General features: G+C 73.0%; 17 protein-coding genes. 4 read left to right on the top strand and 13 right to left on the bottom strand.

All coding sequences use genetic code 11. The features are described 5' to 3' along the window. Positions 1-399: 399 nt before the first annotated feature. From VHW64_RS00420 to VHW64_RS00390, 7 genes are all read right to left on the bottom strand, one after another. On the bottom strand, positions 400-1,545 hold the full coding sequence (locus tag VHW64_RS00420) for an esterase-like activity of phytase family protein (protein ID WP_329648517.1): 1,146 nt from the start codon (positions 1,543-1,545) through the stop codon (positions 400-402). A 3-nt stretch (positions 1,546-1,548) separates the two neighbouring features. Next, complete coding sequence (locus VHW64_RS00415) at positions 1,549-3,009, bottom strand: amidase (RefSeq protein ID WP_329648516.1); 1,461 nt, start codon at positions 3,007-3,009, stop codon at positions 1,549-1,551. A 100-nt stretch (positions 3,010-3,109) separates the two neighbouring features. Further along, a complete protein-coding gene (locus VHW64_RS00410) occupies positions 3,110-3,784 on the bottom strand; it encodes a carbon monoxide dehydrogenase subunit G (protein WP_329648515.1) in 675 nt (224 codons plus the stop codon). After that, a complete protein-coding gene (gene cutA / locus VHW64_RS00405; protein ID WP_329648514.1) occupies positions 3,781-6,219 on the bottom strand; it encodes an aerobic carbon-monoxide dehydrogenase large subunit in 2,439 nt (812 codons plus the stop codon). Before cutA ends, VHW64_RS00410 begins: the two co-directional genes overlap by 4 nt. After that, the gene (locus VHW64_RS00400; RefSeq protein WP_329648513.1) at positions 6,216-6,794 is read right to left on the bottom strand and encodes a (2Fe-2S)-binding protein; all 579 of its coding nucleotides are present in this window, start codon (positions 6,792-6,794) and stop codon (positions 6,216-6,218) included. Before VHW64_RS00400 ends, cutA begins: the two co-directional genes overlap by 4 nt. After that, the gene (locus VHW64_RS00395; protein WP_329648512.1) at positions 6,791-7,720 is read right to left on the bottom strand and encodes an FAD binding domain-containing protein; all 930 of its coding nucleotides are present in this window, start codon (positions 7,718-7,720) and stop codon (positions 6,791-6,793) included. Before VHW64_RS00395 ends, VHW64_RS00400 begins: the two co-directional genes overlap by 4 nt. Position 7,721: 1 nt before the next feature. Further along, positions 7,722-9,143 (bottom strand): uracil-xanthine permease family protein, encoded by a 1,422-nt coding sequence (locus tag VHW64_RS00390; protein ID WP_329648543.1) that lies wholly within the window; start codon positions 9,141-9,143, stop codon positions 7,722-7,724. 192 nt (positions 9,144-9,335) lie between these two features. On the opposite strand from VHW64_RS00390, the gene VHW64_RS00385 reads away from it, so the two are divergent. Genes VHW64_RS00385 through VHW64_RS00375 form a run of 3 tightly spaced genes read left to right on the top strand, consistent with a single transcriptional unit; the run spans position 9,336 to position 13,008 of the window. Then, positions 9,336-10,172: a DUF2877 domain-containing protein gene (locus tag VHW64_RS00385; RefSeq protein WP_329648511.1), complete on the top strand. Its 837-nt coding sequence runs from the start codon at positions 9,336-9,338 to the stop codon at positions 10,170-10,172. Beyond that, positions 10,169-11,590, top strand: coding sequence for an FdrA family protein (locus tag VHW64_RS00380; protein WP_329648510.1), 1,422 nt, complete (start codon positions 10,169-10,171; stop codon positions 11,588-11,590). Before VHW64_RS00385 ends, VHW64_RS00380 begins: the two co-directional genes overlap by 4 nt. Further along, positions 11,587-13,008 (top strand): DUF1116 domain-containing protein, encoded by a 1,422-nt coding sequence (locus tag VHW64_RS00375; protein WP_329648509.1) that lies wholly within the window; start codon positions 11,587-11,589, stop codon positions 13,006-13,008. The genes VHW64_RS00380 and VHW64_RS00375 overlap by 4 nt, the downstream gene beginning before the upstream one ends. Here VHW64_RS00375 and VHW64_RS00370 read toward each other — a convergent pair. The 6 genes from VHW64_RS00370 to VHW64_RS00345 all read right to left on the bottom strand — a co-directional run bounded on the left by VHW64_RS00370 (position 12,974) and on the right by VHW64_RS00345 (position 17,419). Then, positions 12,974-13,294: an MGMT family protein gene (locus VHW64_RS00370; RefSeq protein WP_329648508.1), complete on the bottom strand. Its 321-nt coding sequence runs from the start codon at positions 13,292-13,294 to the stop codon at positions 12,974-12,976. The genes VHW64_RS00375 and VHW64_RS00370 overlap by 35 nt on opposite strands. A 32-nt stretch (positions 13,295-13,326) precedes the next feature. Next, positions 13,327-13,845 (bottom strand): hypothetical protein, encoded by a 519-nt coding sequence (locus tag VHW64_RS00365; RefSeq protein ID WP_329648507.1) that lies wholly within the window; start codon positions 13,843-13,845, stop codon positions 13,327-13,329. A gap of 16 nt (positions 13,846-13,861) precedes the next feature. Further along, a complete protein-coding gene (locus VHW64_RS00360) occupies positions 13,862-15,148 on the bottom strand; it encodes a DUF58 domain-containing protein (RefSeq protein WP_329648506.1) in 1,287 nt (428 codons plus the stop codon). After that, positions 15,145-16,149, bottom strand: a complete 1,005-nt coding sequence (locus VHW64_RS00355; protein WP_329648505.1) for a MoxR family ATPase — start codon at positions 16,147-16,149, stop codon at positions 15,145-15,147. Before VHW64_RS00355 ends, VHW64_RS00360 begins: the two co-directional genes overlap by 4 nt. Next, positions 16,146-16,595, bottom strand: coding sequence for a hypothetical protein (locus VHW64_RS00350; protein ID WP_329648504.1), 450 nt, complete (start codon positions 16,593-16,595; stop codon positions 16,146-16,148). Before VHW64_RS00350 ends, VHW64_RS00355 begins: the two co-directional genes overlap by 4 nt. A 95-nt stretch (positions 16,596-16,690) precedes the next feature. After that, positions 16,691-17,419, bottom strand: coding sequence for a DUF4129 domain-containing protein (locus tag VHW64_RS00345; RefSeq protein ID WP_329648503.1), 729 nt, complete (start codon positions 17,417-17,419; stop codon positions 16,691-16,693). Between the two features lie 196 nt (positions 17,420-17,615). Here VHW64_RS00345 and VHW64_RS00340 point away from each other — a divergent pair, with 196 nt between their 5' ends. Further along, complete coding sequence (locus VHW64_RS00340) at positions 17,616-20,096, top strand: hypothetical protein (RefSeq protein WP_329648502.1); 2,481 nt, start codon at positions 17,616-17,618, stop codon at positions 20,094-20,096. Positions 20,097-20,099: the final 3 nt, after the last annotated feature.

The raw sequence follows: 20,099 nt of genomic DNA, 5'->3' as shown, positions 1-20,099 counted from the left end.
CAAGGGCCCTTCGGTGGTGTCCCGTCGGTCCTCGGCACGAGGCCGGGGTCCGACGGTTCACCGCTGTGACCGGTACTGGTGACGCTCCCGGTCGACCCAGCCGGCTCCTCCGATCCCGTTGGCCCCGCCACCTGGCCACCGCGATGCTCGCGCGGCAAGCCGCTCGAGCGTCGTACGGATCTTCGTCTCCGACCGATCCCGCGCTCCCCGGAGGGAGTGCGTGTGAGAAGTTCTAGGGCCCCCGGGCTGTCCACCACAAGGGGCTAGCGGCACATTTCTTTCACATACTTCGAGTTCCGGCGCGTCGTACACAAGTTGGACCTGGTCATCCACAGAGCGACACCCGATCTCCACAGTTCCTGCCTCCACTTGTGCACCGCACGGGGCCTCGTGGACCGCTCAGGGCAGCTGTGCGGTCAGCGTCAGCACCCTTGTGGTCTGGGTCGCGCTGAAGTTGTCGTCGCTGACCAGCGTGACCTGCCAGACCCGTGGGCAGCCCGGGCACCGCCACGACCAGGGCGCGACGGTCATCCCCTCGTAGTTGTCCATCAGCGGGTTGGCCTGCGGCTCCTTGGCCGTGGCGCCCAGGGTCGGGCACGCGGTCACGTCGGCGACCAGGGTCTTGGCCATGACGTCGCGCCCCGGGGCGGACGCCAGGTCGTCGACACCGGAGACGTCGGGCGCGCCCGTCGTGTGCACGGCGTACAGCTCGACGGCGTTGCCGGCCGTGCCGTCGAAGGCCGCCTCCAGGACCAGCAGTCCGTCGCGGCCGTAGGCCTGGATCTCGGCGATGCGGTTGCCGGGCTGCACCTGGTAGCCGACCTGGCGGCCGAGGACCCAGCCCGTCCCGGCGTCGTGGTGGTAGATCAGGAACCGGCGGTAGGTCGCGTTCCGGTCGGTGCCGACGTCGCCACTGAGGGTGCCCTCCATGGAGGCGACCACGTGGCGTCCGTCGGGGGTCACCGTCAGGCCCTCGAGGGTGGCGTTGGCGGTCGCCTCGCCCGCCGGCGCGACTCGGAAGCGCGCCGGCACGGGCAGCTCGGCGCGCTGGAGGCCGTGCCTGCCGAAGATCCGCACGGAGGGCTCCGTCTCGGAGCTGACGACGTATCGACCGCTCGGCAGGGTCGCGAGACCCTCGTTGTCCGCCGTCTCGCCGGTGTAGGGGGTGCCGTCGGGTGCCCGCAGGACCAGCGGACGGCCGACGACCCGAGCGTGCTCCGGCTCGGCCCAGAACCAGATCCGCGACGGGTCGTCCGCATGGTTGTCGACGGTGGACGCGTAGCGCCCCGTGCCCGGGTCCCAGGCGATGTCGGAGAGACCGCCCACGGTCACCCCGTGGACGACGGCCTTGTCGAGGCCGTCGCTGAAGGCCACCGCGTCGGCACTCGGAGGGCAGGCTCGTGACATCGGCGCAGGGAACGGCGGGTGGGGAGTGCCGGGCGGCGTCGCGACGACCGGACCGGAGACGCCGAAGGAGACGGCGACGCCGCACGCGAGCGCGGCGAGCGCGGCCAGGGACGGACGACCGCGAGCACGGCAAGACACCTCTCAAGACCTCCCGACCGGGTGCAGGCGCTCGAACGCCCCGGCCACCCCGAGCAGCCTGGCGTCCTGGCCGAACGGCGCCACGATCTGCACCCCGATCGGCAGACCGCCCGCGGTCTCGCCCGCGGGCACGGAGATGGCCGGGCAGCCGGTCACCGTGATCAGGTACGCCGAGCGCATCCAGTCCAGGTAGGACGTCATCGGACGACCGGCGATCTCGGCGGGGTACTCCTGGTCGGCGGGGAACGGCGGCACCTGTGAGGTAGGCAGGACCAGCACGTCGTGGTCGCCGAAGAAGACCCGCATCTGCTCCGCCAGGTTCGTGCGCTGCTCGTAGGCGCGGGCGACGTCGGGCCCGCTCAGGTGCTCACCGGCGCGGATGTTGTCGGCCAGCGAGGGCTTGAACGAGTCGGGATGGGCCGCGAGCAGATCGTGGAACGCCGCTTGGAACAGCCAGGCGCGCAGGGTCCGGAAGGTGTCCTCGCCGGCGGTCAGGTCGGGCTGCGCCGGCTCGACGACTGCCCCCGCTCCGGCCAGGGTCGCGCCGGCTTCCTCGACCACGCGCCGTACCTCCGGATCGAGCTCGAGCAGACCACCGAGGTCCGCGCTGAGCGCCACCCGGAGGCCGGCCAGGGACACCTCCGGGACGTCGGCGAACGGACCGCCGGGCTCACCGAGTGCGGTCGGCACGCGCGCATCCGGCCCGGCGATCACCGACAGCAGCAGCGCGAGGTCGTCGACGTTGCGGGCGAGCGGGCCGCTGGTGGACGTCGTCTCCCAGAAGTTGCCACTCGGCCAGGACGGGACACGACCCAGGGAGGGTCGCAGGCCGACGACCCCGCAGAACGACGCGGGGTTGCGCAACGAGCCGCCCATGTCGGAGCCGTCGGCCAGGGGCACCATGCCGGCTCGCAGCGCGCACGCCGCTCCCCCGCTCGACCCGCCCGCCGAGCGGCTGGGGTCGACCGGGTTGAGGGTGGTGCCGAAGACGGTGTTGAAGGTGTGTGAGCCGGCGGCGAACTCGGGCACGTTCGTCTTGCCGATCGGGACGGCGCCGGCCCGCCGTATCCGCTCGACCACCAGCTCGTCGACCTCGGGGACGAGGTCGGCGAACAGCGGCGACCCGTGCGTCGTACGCCAGCCCGCGACGTCGTGGGTGTCCTTGAACGCGAACGGGAGGCCGTGCAGGACCCCGAGCTCCGCACCGCGCGCCGTTGCCGCGTCTGCCTCCGCGGCTCCCTGGCGGGCGCGCTCCTCGTCCAGGCTCACGATCGCGTTCAGCTCGGGGTTGCGCTCGGCGATCCGGGTCAGGTGGAGCTCCATCAGCTCGCGTGCCGAGACCTCCTTGGCCCGGATCGCGGCCGCCATCTCCCGCGCTGTCGAGGCGACAGTCAGGCCCGTCATCGGGTCGGGCCTCGGGTCGGGCCTCGGGTCGGGCATCGGGTCGGGCATCGGGTCGGGCATCGCGTCATACCTCTGGACTTCCTGGCCTCTTCTGGCACTTCCTGGGGGTTGCAGCGGCCAAGAAGTGCCAAATCCCCCGCTTCAGCGGGGGATTTGGCAGTCACCCACGCCCCCCGAGGAAGCGGCCGGCGAGGACGCCGAGGAGGACGAGCCCGGCGCCGACGGCGATGCCCTTGACGAAGTCCTGCTGGGAGGACGCCGGGCGCGGGGGCGCGGTGAAGACCCGACCGACTGCCGGCCCGGACCCGGCCCCGGACCCAGGGACAGCCCCGCCGGCCGCAGACGCCGGCAGCGACCAGTCAGCCGGCTGGCCCGGGGCAGCCGCGCTCGCGCCCGTGCCTGCGATCGCGCTCGCGACGTTGCCGAAGAACTCGCCGGCCATCCGCTTCGAGACCGAGCCGAGCATCCGCTGACCGACCCCGCCCACCATCCCGCCGACGACCGCGTCGGCGTCGTAGAGGATCCGCGTCTCCCCCGGCGTCGGGGCCTCGAAGGAGACGTTGACCGTCGCGTCGATCGTGCCCGGCGCGCCGGCGCCCTGGAGCCGCATCACCAGCGACCGGTGCTCCTGGAGGTCCGAGAGCGCGCAGCTGCCGTCGTAGGTGCCGCGGATCGCGGCGACACCGGCGGTGACCGTCATCGCGTAGGCGTTGTCGCCGGTCGCCTCGAGGCGCTCGCACCCGGGGATCGTCCGCACCAGCACGGCCGGGTCGAGCAGGGCCTCCCAGACCCGCTCGACGGGGAACGGCACGACGTCGTGGCCGCTGATCCTCATGGGCTCTCCTCGGTCCGGGTCGCGACGGGTGTGTGAGCCCCGCGCAGGTCGAACAGCTCTGATGGCGAGATCGGCATGGCGGTGACCCGAAGCCCCGGATGGTCGTGCTGCTCGGCGTCCTCGATGGCCGACGCGAACACCGCCGCCGACGGGATCACCCCCGCCTCGCCCGCGCCCTTGATGCCCAGCGGGTTCAACGGCGACGGCGTCTCGAGATGGTCGATGTCGATCCGCTCGGGCACCTCGGTGACGTAGGGCATCAGGAAGTCCATGAACGACGCGTTGACCAGCTGGCCCGACTCGTCGTACGCCATCCGCTCCAGCAGCGCGCCGCCCACGCCCTGCGCGACACCGCCGTGGATCTGGCCCTCGACGATCATCGGGTTGATCAGGCGTCCGCAGTCGTGGACGACCGCGTACTTCAAGATCTGGATCTCGGCGGTCTCGGGATCGGTCTCGACCACGACCGCGTGCATGCCGTTGGCGAACGTCGAGCGCTCGGGGCTGTAGAAGTCCTTGCCCTCCAGGCCGGGCTCGTCGTCCTCGGCGACCGGCGGCTTGCCGGGATCGCCGACCGTGAACTGCGTGGCGGCCCTGGAGGCCTCGTCGAAGGCGTAGCGCAGGGGGTTGGACAGCACCGCCACGGTGCCGAGGTCGATGGAGGCCGCGCTGTCGGGGGTGCCCTTGACCGACACCACCCCGTCGACGATCTCGAGGTCCTCCTCGGCCGCCTCGAGCGCCTCCGCGGCGATCCGGAGCACCTTCTCGCGGGTCCGCAGCGCGGCGAGGTGGACCGCAGACCCGCTCATCACCGCCGCCCGCGAGGCGAAGGTGCCCACGGCGTAGGCCATCCGCCGGGTGTCGCCGGTGACGACCTCGATGTTCTCGAACGGCACGCCGAGCGCGTCCGCGACGATCTGGGCGAAGGCCGTGGCGTGGCCCTGGCCCTGCGTGGTCAGGCCGGTGGCGACCTTGACCCTGCCCGAGGTCTCGACGTGGACGTGGGCCCCCTCGTAGGGACCGACTCCGGTGCCCTCGACGTAGCAGGCCAGACCGATCCCGACCCGTCTCCCCTCGCGGGCCATCTCCTCCCGGAGCCGCGGGAACTCGTCCCAGCCGACCAGCGCCTTGAGCTTGGCCAGAGACGCCGGGTAGTCGCCGGAGTCGTACTCCAGCTCGCGTCCGTCCTGGAAGATCAGGCCGTGGTCGTAGGGGAACTCGTCGGGCTGGATGAAGTTCGCCGACCTGACCTCGGTACGGTCCTTGGCCAGGGCGGCCGCGATGGCGTCCATGGTGCGCTCCATGACGTAGCAGCCCTGCGGGCGCCCCGCGCCGCGGTACGGCGTGACCATCACGGTGTTGGTGAAGAGGCTCTCGAAGACCACGCGGTAGGCACCCGGCTTGTAGGGGCCGAGCAGCTGGGTGGAGGTGATGATCGGCACGATCAGGCCGTACGGCGTGTAGGCGCCGTTGTCGTGCCAGAACCGGACGTCCAGCCCCAGGACCCGGCCCTCGTCGTCGTACCCGACCTCGACATGGTGCTGCTGCCCGCGCTCGTGGGCGGAGGAGATGAAGTGCTCGCGGCGGTCCTCGGTGAACTTCACCGCCCGGCCGAGGGCGCGCGCCGCCAGCGGGACCAGCAGCTCCTCGGGCCAGGGGTGGTTGATCTTCACGCCGAACCCGCCGCCGACGTCGGGCGTGATCACGTCGACCTGGCCGAGGTCGAGGCCGAGCTTGGCCGCGACCGCCGCCCGGACCCCCGTCGAGGTCTGGGTCGAGGTCCACACGGTCAGCCGGCCGGTGTCGGGATCCCAGCGCGCCACCGTGCCACGCCCCTCCATCGGCATCGACGCGCTGCGCTCGACGACCAGGTCGAGGGTCAGCGTGTGCGGGGCCGAGTCGATCGCGGCTCGGGCGTCGCCGTTCTCCTGCTCCAACCGGGCGGCGACGTTGCCGGGGACGTCCTCGTGGACGAGGTGCTCCGCCGCCCGCGCGGCGTCGAGGCCCACGACCGGGGGCAGCAGCTCGTAGGTCACCTTGATCCGGTTGACGGCGTCCTCGGCGACGTAGCGGTCCTCGGCGACCACGAAGGCGATCGCCTCGCCGACGTAGTTGACCTCGTCCTTGGCCAGGGCGTACTGGGTGCGCCCGTGGGTGAGCTGCGGGTGCGGGATGAGCAGCGGCAGGGGCGCGGCCATCGCCGGGGCCAGCTCACCCAGGTCGTCGTGGGTCCAGGCCAGGTGCACGCCCTCGACGTCCAGGACGCCGGAGACGTCCACGTCGACGACGCGCGCGTGCGCGTGCGGCGAGCGCAGCACGGCCGCGTGCAGCACGCCCTGCCCGACCAGGATGTCGTCGACGTAGCGGCCCTTGCCCCGCAGGAAGCGCTGGTCCTCGACGCGCTGGACCTTCTCGCCGAACATCTTGGTGGTCATCTGGGCTCGCCGTCCGTGGCATCCGTGGCATCCGTGGCATCCGTGGCATCCGTGGCGCTCGCACCCGGCGCGGCGCCGGTGCGCTCGCCCACGATCTCGGCGGCCCGCAGCACCGAGCGGACGATGTTGGCGTAGCCGGTGCAGCGGCACAGGTTCCCGGCGATCATCTCGCGCGCCTCGGGCTCGGTGGGTGTCGGGTTGTCGCGCAGCCCCGCCGTGATCGTGGTCAGGAAGCCGGGCGTGCAGAAGCCGCACTGGAGCCCGTGGCACTCGGCGAACGCCTGCTGCACAGGTCCGAGCCGGCCCTCGGGCGTCCCGTCGCGCTCGGTGAGCCCCTCGACGGTGGTGATGTCGGACCCCACGGCCGAGACCGCGAACAGCAGGCACGAGCGCATCGGCCGGCCGTCGACCAGCACCGTGCACGCGCCGCACACGCCGTGCTCGCACCCCACGTGGGTGCCGGTCAGGCCCAGGTCGTGCCGCAGCGCGTCGGAGAGCAGCCGCCGGGCCGGCACCCGCAGCTCGTGCTGGACGCCGTTCACCGTCAGCCGGAACTCGTGCAGCTCCTCGGTCATGACGCACCCCCCGCCCCGTCTCGCGCCGACCGGTCCAGTGCGTCGGCGTACGCCGCTCTCAGGACGCGTCCGGTCAGGACCCGCACCAGGCGGGTGCGGTAGGCCGCCGACGCGTGCAGGTCGTCGGCCGGGTCGAGCCGGGCCAGGGCCAGCTCCGCCGCCGCGTCGGTCGCCTCGGTCGCCTCGGTCGAGAGAGTCCCGGTCGCGGGGTCCTCGGACAGCGCCGTCGTCAGGTCGACCACCGTCGGGACGTCCGAGACGGCCAGGTAGCCGACCCGGGCCGAGGTCAGCCTGGCCCCGCTGACGCGGACCACGGCGCCCACGCCGACCAGCGCGTAGTCGCCGTGTCGCCGGGCGACCTCCTCGAAGGCCAGCCCGGCGTCCGGTGGCAGCGCCGGGAAGAACGCCTCGAGGGCCACCTCGTCGTGGTGCAGCGTGGACTCCAGCGGGCCGGCATAGAGCTCGGTGGCCGGGATCGTCCGCGTCCCGGCCGTCGAGGCCGCGGTCACCGAGCCGTCGAGCAGGCACAGGACCATCGGCATCTCGGCCGCCGCGTCGGCGTGCACGACCGAGCCGACCGTGGTGCCACGGTTGCGGATCGTCGGGTGCGCGACGTGCGCGAGCGCCAGGGCCAGCAAGGGCTGGACCCGACGTGCTTCGGCCGAGGCGAGCACGTCGGCGTGTCGGGCCAGGGCGCCCACCCTGACGCCGGCCCCACCGTCTACAGGGTCCTCGACGCGCACGTGGTCGAGGTCGGGAAGCCCGTTGACGTCGACCAGCGTGGTCGGCGCCGCGAGCCGCATCGAGAGCAGCGGCACCAGACTCTGTCCGCCGGCGAGCACCTTCGCCCCCGGATCCGCCGCGAGGGCCTCCAGCGCGTGCTGGAGGCCCTGCGGACGGACGTAGCTGAAGGGAGCAGGCTTCACGTCACTCCTGGTCGGGCTCCGAGCGGTGTGAGCCGGCCGGCCCCGGGCCGTCGTCGTCCGGATGCGACAGGGCCCGCGTGGTCAGGCCGCTCGTGGAGCTGCCGCGACCGTTGACCAGGTGGAAGTAGAGGATCACCAGGATCGTGCCCAGGGCGATGCCGCTCAGCTCGAAGTTCTTGCCGAAGGTGAGCGAGACGCCGCCGATGCCGGCGATCAGGCCCGCGGCCAGGCCGACCATGTTCACCGGGTTCCCGAAGTCGACGCCGTTCTCGACCCAGATCTTGGCTCCCACCAGACCGATCATGCCGTACAGGATCACCGTGATCCCGCCGAGCACCCCTCCGGGCGTCGCGCTGACCAGGGCGCCGAACTTGGGGCACAGCCCCAACAGGATCGCCACGATCGCGGCGACGTAGTAGGCCGCCGTCGAGTAGACCTTGGTCGCCCCCATGACGCCGATGTTCTCGGCGTACGTCGTGGTGGGCGAGCCGCCGAACGCGCTGGAGAGCGCGGTGGCGAACCCGTCCGCGGCGATGGCGCGACCCATGTAGGGGTCCAGGTCGGTCTTGGTCATCTCGGCGACGGCCTTGACGTGACCGGTGTTCTCGGCGATCAGCGCGATGACGCCGGGCAGCACCAGCAGGATGAAGGTCAGCGAGAACTTCGGCCCGTGCACCACGGAGACGCCGTCGCCGAGCTTGCCGTGCGGCAGCCCGATCCAGTCCGCGGCCTTCACCCCGGCCCAGACGACCCGGTGGTGGTCGATCTCCTGGCCGTTGCTGCTGCCGGTGATCGAGTGGATCGAGCCGAACATGACGTCGGCGAGCCAGGAGACGACGTAGCCGAAGATCAGGGCCAGGAACACCGCGATCCGCGACCAGAAGCCCGGCATCAGCACGGCGGCGCAGACCATGAAGGTCGCGGTGGCCAGGGCGACCCACTGGTCCTGCGGCCAGTAGATCCCGGCCACGACCGGGGCCAGGTTGAAGCCGATCAGCATGACCACGGCTCCGGTGACCGCGGGGGGCAGCACCTTGTGGATGATCCCCGAGCCGGCGTAGTGGACCAGGACGCCGACCGCTCCGAGCACCAGACCGGCGACCAGGATCGCGCCGGTGACGTGGGCGGAGTCGCCGTCGGAGTGCAGGCGGATCGCCGCCACGCTGGCCACGAACGACGCGCTGGTGCCCAGGTAGCTCGGCACCCGGTTGCTCGTGACGAGCAGGAACAAGATGGTGCAGATGCCCGAGAACAAGATGGCCAGGTTGGGGTCCAGACCCATGACCAGGGGGAAGACGAAGGTCGCCCCGAACATCGCGACCACGTGCTGCGCCCCGAGACCGACCGTCTTGCCCCAGGGAAGGCGTTCATCGGGTGCCACCGGTTCGCCGGGAGCCGGTGTCACCTCCCGCCAGGTGAACATCGTCGACATCTGATCCTCCTCGATGCATGGGGGACCGAGCACCCCACTTGGTGAGCCACATCACACACCCATCCGGCCGAGATTCCGCGCAGGAGCGCCGATCACGGCCGGCCACCGCGCCGACGGCAGGACCGGTCGCCGGGCGGTCGGCGGGCTCGCGACCCGCCTGGACAGGCGCACTACCGTGAGCCCGTGAGCCTCCCCGAGATCCCGGTGGCGGCCCCGCCGCGCGTCGCGGACCGGATCGCCGGCGCCCCCGACGGCGCGGTCGCGGTCCTCCATGCCTGTGCCGGCATGGTCCATCTCGAGCTCCCCGGGGTCGGCCCCGGTCGCGTCGTCGGCGTGGGCTCGGCGGCCGCCGCGGGCCTCCCACACGCGCTGCGCACGACCCTCGAGTCCCTGCCGCTCGGTCGACAGGACCCGCCTCACAATCTGCCGACCAGGCCCGGAGAGATGTCGTCACAGGCCCTGCCGACGGCCTATGTTGAGTCCGGGATCCTTTACCTCGGCGGACGCGCCCTGGTGGCCCGTCGGCTCGTGGGTGTTCGCGCGCCACGCCTCGACGCGGTCCGGATACCCAAGGCGAGCCCGGTCGCCGCAATGGGGACCCCCCGGCCCCGCGGCGCCGGGCTCGTCGCCGGGCCGGACTGCGTCGACGCCGGACGGGTGGTCGACCTGGTGGGACGCGGCGAGGGTCTCACACCCTGGGGCGACGACGTGCTGTGCGGGTGGCTGGTCGCCCGCCGCGCCGCCGGGGTCCCGACCCCCGAGGTCGACGCCGCGGTGCGCCAGGCCCTGCCACGGACGACGGCCCTGTCGGCGACGCTCCTGGAGTGCGCCATGGCCGGCGAGGCCGCCGACCTGGTCCTGGCCTACCTGATCGCCCTCGGGGCCGAGCCGGGCACCGGGAGCCGACCGGTGATCGCCGCGGGGTCCGCCCTGCGCGCGCTCGGACACAGCTCGGGAGCAGGACTCGCCCACGGGGTCGACCTGGCGCTGGGACGACCGGCCGGAAGGACCGCGGCATGAGCGACCACGTCGAGCTGCGCACCGGCGCGTACGCCGACTCCGTGACCCTGCTCCAGGTCAGCCGGCAGGTGCAGCAGCTGCCGGGGGTCGCCACCGCTCAGGTGGCGATGGCCACGCCCCTCAACGTCGAGGTGCTCGAGCGGATGGGCTTCGCGATCCCCGAGGAGGTGACGCCGAACCACCTGGTCGTGGCGATCCGCATGTCCGACATGACCGCCGATGGCGACGTGGACGCCGTCCGCGCCGAGGTCGACCGCGCGATGACCGACAGCCGTCGTCAGGTCGGCGGTCCCACCGAGGACGCTCCCCCGCGGACCACGACCGCGGCCCTCCGTCGCGAGCCGGGCGCCCTGGTCCTCGTCTCCGTCCCAGGTGCCAGCGCGACGGTCGAGGCGATGGACGCCCTGGAGTCGGGCTCGGACGTGATGGTCTTCAGCGACAACGTCCCGGTCGAGCAGGAGCTCGCCCTCAAGACGTACGCCGCGCGCCGCGACCTGCTGGTGATGGGACCCGACTGCGGCACCGCCGTGGTCGGCGGGCTCGGGCTCGGGTTCGCCAACGTCGTCGCCCCCGGCCCGGTGGGCATCGTGGCCGCTTCCGGCACCGGGTGCCAGCAGGTGCTCGCGCTGCTCGACCACGCGGGCGTCGGCGTCACCACCGCGTACGGCGTGGGCGGACGCGACCTGTCGGCCGACATCGGCGGGCTCGCCACCCGCACCGCCCTCGCCCGGCTCGACGCCGACCCGTCGGTCGAGCTGGCCCTGGTGATCTCCAAGCCGCCCGCCCCCGAGGTGGCCGGTGAGCTCACGGCGTACGCCGAGACGCTGCGGATCCCGGTCCGGCTGGCACTGCTCGGTCCGGGACGGCCCGACCTCACGGACGCGACGGAGACGCTCCTGCGCGAGCTCGGCGTCGACCTCCCGGCGTGGCCGGTGCGCGGGACGACCCGGGCGGCAAGGGGCCCTCGGCTGCACGGCCTGTTCGTCGGCGGCACGATGAAGCAGGAGGCCGAGGTGCTCGTGGGCGAGGCGGGGCTCGCACCCGGGCTGTGCGACCTCGTGGACTTCGGTGCCGACGAGTACACCACCGGCCGGGCGCACCCGATGATCGACCCGAGCCTGCGGCTCGAGCGGCTGGCCGCGGTGGCGGCCGATCCCGAGACCGGGGTGCTGCTGATGGACGTGGTGCTCGGGCACGGCGCCGAGCCGGACCCCGCCGCCTCGCTCGCGCCCGCCATCCACGGCATCCGGCCGGCCGTGGTCATCACGGTGGTCGGCACCGCGCACGACCCGCAGGGGCTCGACCGCCAGGTCGGGGCGCTGGCCGAGGCGGGCGCCGAGGTCCACCTCTCCAACGCTGACGCGACGCGCCGGGCCCTGGAGATCCTGGCCGCACCGACCACGGGAGACGTTCGATGACCACCGCCCCGCACGTCGTGAGCACCGGCGTCGACCTGCTGGCCCAGGCGATCGAGGACCAGGCGGCCCCCGTCTCCCGGGTCGACTGGCGGCCGCCGATGGCCGACACGGAGGACGACCTCGCCACGCTGGCGCTGGACCCGCTGCGGCCCGACGCGAACGCGGCGGCCCTCGAGCGGATGCTCGACGTCCAGGCGATCCTGGTCGACGTGCTGCCGGCGAGCGAGGCGGTCGGCCTCGAGCGAGGCGACTTCCTGCACGCCGGCCCGCCGATCTCCTGGGAGCGTGCCTCCGGTCCCCTGCGCGGCGCGCTGATGGGCGGCGCGGTGCTCGAGGGGCTGGTCGACACCCCCGACCAGGCGGCGGCCCTGCTCGAGGGCGGGCTGCACGTCCGGCTCGAGCCGTGCCACCACCGCCGTACGGTCGGCCCGATGGCCGGCGTGGTCACCCCCAGCATGTGGATGTTCGTCCTGGAGGACCCGGCCACCGGAGACCGCACGCACTGCACCCTCAACGAGGGTCTCGGCAAGGTGCTGCGCTACGGCGCGTACTCGCCCGAGGTGCTCACCCGCCTGCGCTGGATGAACGACGTGCTCGGACCGCTGCTCCAGCGCGCCGTCCGCGCCGCGCCGCCGGTCGACGTGACCGCGATCCTCGGCCAGATGCTCCAGATGGGCGACGAGGCGCACAACCGCAACCGCGCGGGCACGCTGATGCTCCTGCGCGACCTCGCTCCGGCGATGGTGACCTCGGCCGACGGCGCCGGCGGGCCCACCCGGGCCGATGTCGCGGAGGCCCTGCGCTTCGTCGGCGCCAACGACCACTTCTTCCTCAACCTCGCCATGCCGGCGTGCAAGCTGGCGCTGGACGCCGCCCGCGACATCCCCGGCTCGACCATGGTCGTGGCGATGGCCCGTAACGGCACCGACTTCGGCATCCAGGTCTCGGGCACCGGCGACACGTGGTTCACCGGTCCCGCGCAGGTCGCCGACGGGCTCTACCTCGGTGACTACGGGCCCGACGACGCCAACCCCGACATCGGCGACTCCGCGATCACCGAGACCGCCGGCCTCGGCGGCTTCGCGATGGCGACCGCGCCGGCGATCGTCCGCTTCGTCGGCGGCTCGGTGCCCGATGCCCTGGCGACGACGCGCCGGATGCGCGAGATCACTGTCGGCGAGAACCTTCGCTGGAGCGTGCCGGTGCTGGAGTTCGCCGGGGTCCCGACCGGTATCGACGTGACCCGGGTCTGCCGTACCGGGATCCTGCCCCAGATCAACACCGGCATGGCCGGCAAGGTCGCCGGCGTGGGGCAGGTGGGCGCCGGGCTGGTCAACCCGCCGGCGGACATCTTCCCGTCGGCGCTCGCCGGGCTGGCGCAGCTCAGCCGAGCTCGGGCCGCCACAGCGCCCGCTTGACGTCGACGCTGCCGCCGGGACGCAGCGGCGTGCCCTCGTCGAGGTAGCGCGGACGCGCCTCCACCTCGTGGCTGGGCGGCAGCGAGCCGTCGGAGCGGACGACCCGCCACCACGTCACCGCGCCGCCGTGCTGCGCCAGCACCGAGCCGACCAGCCGCGGGCCGCCACCCCCGACCATCCCGCCCACGACCTCGGCGATCGCCCCGTACGTCGTGACGCGTCCGCGGGGGACCTGCTCGACGCAGCGCAGGACGAGCTCGACGTACTCCTCGTGGTCCAGCGCCATGTCGGACATCCTCCGCCCGTCACATCCGCCCGTCACATCCGCCGGTCACCAGGGGCCGGGAAGACCATCGTCGCGAAGACGACCAGGGCGAGCACCACCACCAGGCCCGCGACCCAGTACGCCGTCGAGGTGGCCCGTCCGGACCCGGCCACGACCACCACCCAGGTCAGGGCGGAGGCGGCCCAGAGCGCCACCCCACGGCGCACCCAGAGCAGGGCGATGCCGCGGTCGGGCGAGAGGTACCGGGGACCGTAGGCCGCGACCGTGGCGGCGACGTGCGAGGCCAGCAGCGCACCCGCCGCGGCGACAGACGACAGCGGCAGCGCGCTGCCGATCGCGGTGACCCACCACGCGACGACCAGGATCAGGGCCGCGCTGCCGACGTAGTGGTCGGGGGCGGCAGCGGCGGCGAAGCCGAGGATGCCGACGGCCGCGACCAGCCACAGGGGCGGCCGGTAGCCCTGGGGGACGCCGGAGAGGATCGCGGCCAGGGGAGCGATGAGGATCACCGCCCGCACGAGCAGGCCGCCCAGCGGCAACCGGGCCCTCATCGCGCTCGCACCGGGCTCACCGGGCGCCCGTGCGCGGGAGCTGGGCCCGGAGCGCGAGCCTGCGGACCACCTCCTCCAGGGTGCGCGGACCGTGCCAGGCGACGACCGGGCAGCCTGCGCCGGCCAGCCGCTCCAGCACGTGCCGACGCTCGACCAGCCGCATCCGCCACGCCAGGGAGGCGATCTGGGGGTCCGTCTCGGTCGACACCGACGGCGCCGCATCGGCCGGCAGCGTGTCCACCACGATGACCGGCAGCCCGCGCCGCAGGAGCCGCACCGCCACGGTGGCCATCTCGTCGCTCAGCATCGGGCTGAGCACCACCACCAGCGTGCCCGGGACGGTCCGGAAGTCGATCCGGTCGACCTCGACGTCGTGGGGCAGGCCCGGTCGTGTGCGCGCCATCTGACCCAGGATCCGGCGGAGGTGACGGGTGCCCGACCCGTATCCGACGTACTCCCCGCCCGGGCTCACGACCCGCAGCGAGACGCGGTCTCCCTGGCCGATGTACTGCTGGGCCACCGCCGCGCCGGCCCGCATGGCGACGTCCAGGCTCGACTCGTCCGAGCCGATACCCCGCGAGATGCCGTAGTCGGCGAGGGCGTCGACGACCAGCAGCAGCGCGGCGTCCTCCTCGGACCTCGTCGAGACCACGTGCAGCGACCCGCTGCGCAAGGAGACGCGCCAGTTGATCCGGCGCATCCGGTCGCCCGCGTGGAAGGCCCGGATCGAGGAGAACTCCGTGCCGTCGCCCTCGCGCCGCGAGCGGTGGGCGCCGATCAGGCCGATCGGTGCGGGCGCGGCTGCCTGGGCTCCGAACGCCGTCGAGGCGGGCAGCACCGACACCTCACGGCCGACGTAGGCCACCGGACCCCACCGGTAGCCGCCCCACCTGCTGAACAGCGCGACCTTCTCCTCGCCGATCCGGCGCTGGCCCCAGCGTCGGGCCGAGACCGCCAGCGACCTCTCTCGGCCGGCGCGGTAGCTGACCGCGCCGTTCGCGGGCCGCAGCGCCATGTGCTCGGCCTGGGCGGCGGCCCGGCTCACCACCTCGATCTCGTCGCTGGACTCGACCTCGAGCTGCGAGGACGTGGCCTGACCCTCGTACAGCTGGGTGTAGGTGGTGCCTGGCAGCACCCGCGGGAGCCCGCGCGGCTTGCCGAGCAGGCCGGCCGCCGCGAAGACGGCCAGCGGCGCGACCAGGACCACGGCGACGGGCCGGCCCAGAAGCAGCGCGAGCCCGAGCCCGATCCCGGAGACGAGCAGGGCGCGGACCAGGGGTGCCGAGACCCGCCACTGGCTCATCGCTCGAAGCTCTCCAGCGTGCTCGGGGTCGGGACCGAGCCGAGGACGTCGTCGATGACGCGCGGCCCGCTGGCCGGCGTCATCCAGAGCTCCGGCTTGACCGTGATCCGGTGGGAGAGCACGGCTCTGGCGACCGCCTTGACGTCCTCGGGAATGACGTAGTCACGGCCACGGACCAGCGCGAACCCGCGAGCGGCCAGCGCGAGTCCCAGCGAGCCGCGGGGCGAGGAGCCGGTGAGGACGTCCTTGTGGTCGCGCGTGGCGGTGGCGAGGCCGACGCAGTAGCGGGTCACCGTCTCGTCCACGCTCACCGTCTCGACCGCCGCCTGCATCGCCCGCAGACCCGCGCCGTCGGTCACCTGGTCGAGCGCGACGTCCTCCTGAGCGCGTTCGATGCGCCGCTGGACGACGTCGTGCTCCTCCTCGGCGGTCGGGTAGCCGAAGCTGACCCTCATCAGGAACCGGTCGAGCTGGGCCTCGGGAAGGGGGTAGGTGCCCTCGTACTCGATCGGGTTGGCGGTCGCGAGCACGTGGAACGGGTCGGGCAGCGCGAAGGTCTCGCCCTCCACGGTGACCTGCCGCTCCTGCATGGCCTCCAGCAGGGCCGCCTGTGTCTTGGGGGGCGTGCGGTTGATCTCGTCGGCCAGCAGGATGCCGGCGAAGATCGGCCCCCGGCGGAACTCGAAGGAGCCCTCCCGCTGGTTGTAGAGGAACGAGCCGGTGACGTCGGCCGGGAGCAGGTCCGGCGTGAACTGCACGCGCCTGAACTCCAGACCCAGCACGCGCGCGATGCTGCGAGCAGCGAGGGTCTTGCCCAGGCCGGGGAAGTCCTCGAGCAGGACGTGGCCCTTGGCCAGCACCGCCGACATCACCAAGGTCAGCGGCAGCCGCTTGCCCACGACCGCGCGGCCCACCTCGTCCAAGGCGGCGGCCGCCAGCTCCGAGGCCTGGGTCACGGGCATCGGTGCGGGCATCGGTGCCGGCATGGGGGTGTCGGTCATGGCGAGAGCTCCTCGATCCGTCGGATGCACTCCTCGAGCGTCTCCCGGCTCAGCTGGCGCGCCGGCGAGTCCAGAACGTCGCACAGCGTAGGCCCGAGCCGGCCGTCCACCCCCGGGTCTCCCCGCCGCAGACCCAGCTCGCTGAGGCGAGCCTCCGTGAGCAGGGCCAGACGGTGCTGCACGACCGGCTCGACCGTGCGTGAGGTCAGGTGGTTCTCGAGCATCCGGACGTTGCGGTTCAGGCCGGCGTCCTGGCCGGCCGGGTTCACCGTCCTGGTGGCCACCAGCTCCCAGTCCGGTGCCGGCATGGTGGTCAGGTCGACCACGAAGCCGACCACGAAGACACCCACCGCGACCAGCAGCGGCATCCGTACCGGGTCGGGCGTCACGTGCTCGTAGCGCGCCACGCCGAGGACGGCGAGCAGGACCACCCCCGTGATCACCACGCGAGGGACCCACCAATGCCGACGGACCGACGTGTTCATCCGCCGCGCCCGGCGCCGGCGGCTGCTCTCCACCGTCGCTCGCATCGTGGCGGCTCTCATACGAGGGCCTGGGGCCGGCCCACCGTCGCGCGGATGCGCTGGAGCAGGGCGATCGCGCGTTCGCGGTCGGAGTCGTCGACGTGGTGCGTCGAGAACCGCGCCTCGCGGTAGAGCGCGGCCAGCGACGACACGGCCCCGGCGTCCGCCGAGACGGCGTCGAGGAGGCGCAGGGTGAACTCCGACGAGGTCTCCCAGCCACGTCGGGCGAGCCCGACGCGCTCGGCCTGCTCCTCGAACCTCTCCCAGCAGGCCACGATGCCGTTGCGGGGCTCACCTTGGAGCAGGAGCTCCATCTGGAGGTCCGCGTCGCGCCGCATCTCCTGGATCAGCGGCTCCGGATCGTCGAGCACGTCGAAGGCCACCGCCACCGGTCTCGGCTCGGTGTTGCGACGCGCGAGGAGCTCCTCCTGGAGCCAGAGCAGGCCCCGCATCAGCAGGACGAGGGCCCACACCGCCAGGGCGACCCGCACGACCAGGCCGATGAAGGCCGCACCGGGAAGGCCGGAGTGGCCGGCGTGGTGCGGCAGGCCCTTCGGCGTCCCGGTCCCGCTCCCGCTCTGCTGATGGGGCTGCTTGCTGTAGGGGTCGAAGATGCCGTCCCGGGGCGTCCCGTGCGTGAGCCCCGACGGCCCGGCCCGGGCACCCAGCCCGACGAGCATCAGCACGAGCACCATCCCCGCCAGGCTGAACGCGAGCGCGAGGGCGCCCGCTCGGCGCGGATGCATGTGCGCAAGGTAGCCCGCACCGCCCGGTGCGAGGCCCGCTGCCCTCGACAACGATTCGATAACGGCCCCGGGCCCGCAGCCATGGCCGGTCGGGCCGACCGACGTGCTCGTCGGCCGGTTCGGGTCATCCCCGCGACCGACGACATGGCCGTGACCGCGTCGCTACGGTCGACGGCGACTGCGAGGCGAGGCGCTCATGTCCGCACCACCGTCGGGCCACGGGACGACCACCCCCTGGGTCGAGCTGCGCATCCACGGGGTGAGTGGCACGCCGCCGGAGGTCATGCTCGAGAGCGCCCACGTCAAGCAGGTCGCCGGCGACGAGTGGGGCCGCTTCTTCCGTCCGACCGACGGCCTGGGACACGAGCACCAGGACACCGGCAGGGACGTCCCGGCGGGGCGGGTCCTGGAGGGCTACCACTGGGGCAAGTACACCTCCAGCAGCTGGGTCAAGGGACTCTGGCTGGTGCTGGTCCCCTTCGGCCTGGTCAACGCGGCCGCCTTCATGGTCGCCCGCCCCCCACAGCGCCGTTGGCGCTGGCACTGGCTCTACGCCTGCGTCCAGAGCCTGATCCGCGTGATCGGGATCGGCGTGACCTGCACCTTCGCGCTGGCGACCGGGCTGATCGTGGTCGACCTGGTGGCCTGGCAGTGGGCCTCGCAACGACCGTGGCTGATCAACCACAGCGGTCCCACGATGACCGTGGGCGTCCTGCTGGCGGGCGGAGTCATCTACGGCCTGCACTGGCTCGGCGACCGCAACCGTGCCTCGGACTTCCGGTCCGCGCCGGAGGACTCGGTCGCCGCGAAGGCGCAGGCGACCGACCGGGCGACCGGCCTGCTGCGCGAGGAGTTCTTCCGCGTGAGCCGCCGGAGCCGGCCCGTGCTGGGCCGGCTGCACCTCAGCGCCGGGTGGAGCGTCGTGGCGCTGATCGGCGCCCTGACCTGGCAGACGATCGACAACCACAGCACCTCGCTGGGCGAGTCGTCGTTCCAGCACCGGGTCCTGGTCACCTCGCTGGTCACCTTGGGCGTGTCCACCGCCCTGGTGGCCCTGATGGGCGACCCGAACAAGGCCCTGGAGTCCGGGCCGCTCCCCGGACTGGCGCCGTTGCTGCGGATCGGGTCGATCGCGGTCGAGACCGTGTCGCTGCTCGCGCTGGCCGGTGCGGCCGGCGTGCTGTGGGGCACGCAGAAGTCGCCGCTGACCCTCGACTTCGACGCGTACGCGCAATGGCTCGCGGTGGGCGCCGGGCTCGGGCTGCTGCTGCTCGCCGTTCTCCTGGCCTGGCTCGCGGCGGTGACCCCGGTCGAGCACGACGAGGTGCCGCGCCCGTTCCGCAGATACGCCCGGGGCATGGCGGCCTGGGGCGCGGCCAGCACCGGCGTCTACCTCGGTGTCGGCTTCTGCGCGGCGTTCGTCCTCGGCCTGGCTCGCGCACTGAGGGCCAAGGCGCAGACCGAGCTGATCTACCGCGTCGTCTACTGCTGGGGGTGGACGCTCGTGTTCGTCGTCGTCGTGATGGCGGCGACCTGGGTGCTGATGTGGGCGCGCGCCGCCAAGTCGGCGGCGCTGGTCGGGCCGCAGTACGGCCGGACCTCCGCGGCGGGCCTGGTCGAGCCGCCGTCCGGGTGGGGTCCCGCGCCGAGTCGGAGCTGGGTCCCCTGGCGGGCCGGTCGCGTGGCCTGGGCCATGAGCCGGGCCAGGCTCAAGCTCCACGTGGCATGGTTCATCGTCCTGTACGCCGTCTTCGGCTGGGCACTCACCGCCGTCACCGGCATCGAGATGCTCGGGGAGTCCAACGAGCCGATCGCCCGGGACTGGTACCACCACCTGGGCCTGCTCGGGCGCCTCAGCGAGACAGTGCCCGGCACGGGCCACGGCGCCTGGTACGTCCAGCTGCTCTCGAACCTCGGCACCTACGCCCTGATCGGGTTGGCCGGCCTGCTCTACACACTGGGGCGCAGATCCCTGCGCGCGCCCGACACGCGGCGCGGTGCCAACGTGTTCTGGGACGTGATCTCGTTCTGGCCGCACGCCGCCCACCCGTTCGTGCCACCCGCCTACTCCCAGTTCACCGTGCACGACCTCCGCCGCCGAATCGAGTTCCACCTCTCGCAGGCCGACGACCAGGGCCGGGTGGCCTCGACCGTCGTGCTGTCCGCGCACAGCCAGGGCAGTCTCATCGCCGTTGCCACGCTCCTGTGGCTCGCCCCCGAGGACCTGGCCAGGGTGCGCCTGGTCACCTACGGGTCCCAGCTCCAGGTCGCCTATCCGCGCGCCTTCCCGGCGTTCGTGAGCGTCCGGCTCCTGCGACGAGTCCTCGGCGCCCTGGAGGGCCGCTGGATCAACCTCTACCGCGAGACCGACCCCATCGCGGGGCCCGTTCTGTCGTGGGACCGCACGAGGATGTCGCCCGAGGCCGCCAAGCAGCCGGCATCGAGCCGGTTCAGCTGGACCTCCGGAGACAGCGCGGAGCTCACCTGGGAACCGGTGGAGGACCGCGTCGACAAGATCACCGGCCGGCGCGCGAGCGGCCACGACTGGCGGGTGCTCGACCCACCGCCCGTCGACAAGGACCTCCAACGCACGACCCTCACCGTGCTGCGACAGCACTCGGGCTACCCCGCCTCGGCCGACTACCTGTGCGCGGTGCGGCAGCTGGTCGGGCGCTGAGCC

This window comes from Nocardioides sp. (assembly GCF_036267815.1).
Classification (GTDB): Bacteria; Actinomycetota; Actinomycetes; order Propionibacteriales; family Nocardioidaceae; genus Nocardioides.
The sequence above is the reverse complement of the archived record's forward strand: the minus strand, read 5'-3'. Positions and strand labels throughout refer to the sequence as shown.

What these genes read in the sequence shown, in the direction of transcription:
- VHW64_RS00345 (WP_329648503.1), bottom strand. Translation starts at nt 17,419, where the DNA reads ATGCATCCGCGCCGAGCGGGCGCCCTCGCGCTCGCGTTCAGCCTGGCG.
- VHW64_RS00415 (WP_329648516.1), bottom strand. Translation starts at nt 3,009, where the DNA reads ATGCCCGACCCGATGCCCGACCCGATGCCCGACCCGAGGCCCGACCCG.
- VHW64_RS00380 (WP_329648510.1), top strand. Translation starts at nt 10,169, where the DNA reads ATGAGCGACCACGTCGAGCTGCGCACCGGCGCGTACGCCGACTCCGTG.
- VHW64_RS00400 (WP_329648513.1), bottom strand. Translation starts at nt 6,794, where the DNA reads ATGACCGAGGAGCTGCACGAGTTCCGGCTGACGGTGAACGGCGTCCAG.
- cutA (WP_329648514.1), bottom strand. Translation starts at nt 6,219, where the DNA reads ATGACCACCAAGATGTTCGGCGAGAAGGTCCAGCGCGTCGAGGACCAG.
- VHW64_RS00355 (WP_329648505.1), bottom strand. Translation starts at nt 16,149, where the DNA reads ATGACCGACACCCCCATGCCGGCACCGATGCCCGCACCGATGCCCGTG.
- VHW64_RS00370 (WP_329648508.1), bottom strand. Translation starts at nt 13,294, where the DNA reads ATGGCGCTGGACCACGAGGAGTACGTCGAGCTCGTCCTGCGCTGCGTC.
- VHW64_RS00390 (WP_329648543.1), bottom strand. Translation starts at nt 9,143, where the DNA reads ATGTTCACCTGGCGGGAGGTGACACCGGCTCCCGGCGAACCGGTGGCA.
- VHW64_RS00340 (WP_329648502.1), top strand. Translation starts at nt 17,616, where the DNA reads ATGTCCGCACCACCGTCGGGCCACGGGACGACCACCCCCTGGGTCGAG.
- VHW64_RS00375 (WP_329648509.1), top strand. Translation starts at nt 11,587, where the DNA reads ATGACCACCGCCCCGCACGTCGTGAGCACCGGCGTCGACCTGCTGGCC.
- VHW64_RS00410 (WP_329648515.1), bottom strand. Translation starts at nt 3,784, where the DNA reads ATGAGGATCAGCGGCCACGACGTCGTGCCGTTCCCCGTCGAGCGGGTC.
- VHW64_RS00360 (WP_329648506.1), bottom strand. Translation starts at nt 15,148, where the DNA reads ATGAGCCAGTGGCGGGTCTCGGCACCCCTGGTCCGCGCCCTGCTCGTC.
- VHW64_RS00365 (WP_329648507.1), bottom strand. Translation starts at nt 13,845, where the DNA reads ATGAGGGCCCGGTTGCCGCTGGGCGGCCTGCTCGTGCGGGCGGTGATC.